The organism is Pseudomonas sp. 67(2021), assembly GCF_017491835.1.
GTDB lineage: Bacteria > Pseudomonadota > Gammaproteobacteria > Pseudomonadales > Pseudomonadaceae > Aquipseudomonas > Aquipseudomonas atacamensis.
Window position 1 is genome coordinate 1 of the sequence record NZ_JAFGYL010000099.1, and the last position, 440, is coordinate 440.

Annotated in this window: 1 protein-coding gene; it reads right to left on the reverse strand. The window is 59.3% G+C overall.

Features of this window, described 5'->3' with window-relative positions; translation table 11 throughout:
* On the reverse strand, positions 1–440 hold a 440-nt coding region (locus tag J5M66_RS26705; protein WP_207817554.1), incomplete at both ends, for a hypothetical protein.

Here is a 440-nt window from a genome sequence, read left to right on the forward strand (position 1 = left end):
GCATCTGGGTTTTGGGCTGCGCCGGCGTTTTCATCAGTCCGAAGTTGGACTCGGCAGCGTTTTTGCCGGATTCGTCATACAACTCGTAGAACTCGGCGCCCTCGATATTGGCGTCGTTCTGGTTCAGCAAGTAGCCGATGTGCGTTTTCAGGCTGACCAGGGCCTTCGCGTCGTCATACGGTTGGCCCCGCAGCGGGGCGTAGATTTCGGCGGCGTTCAACTCGTTGATGATGACGGGCTTACCGATCTTTTTCATCTCGGCAAAGACGTCGATCGTTCCCCCTGGAACACTGACCCGGTATGGGCTGGTGCCGCCACCGTAGTAATAGTGGTACGCCAGTTTGTCGACCCGCGCGCCTTGCGCTTCCAGGAATGGAATCAGGCCGAAGTCTGCGTAGACCGTGTCGACCACCGTGCGTAGCGGCCGGCCAGTACGGGTG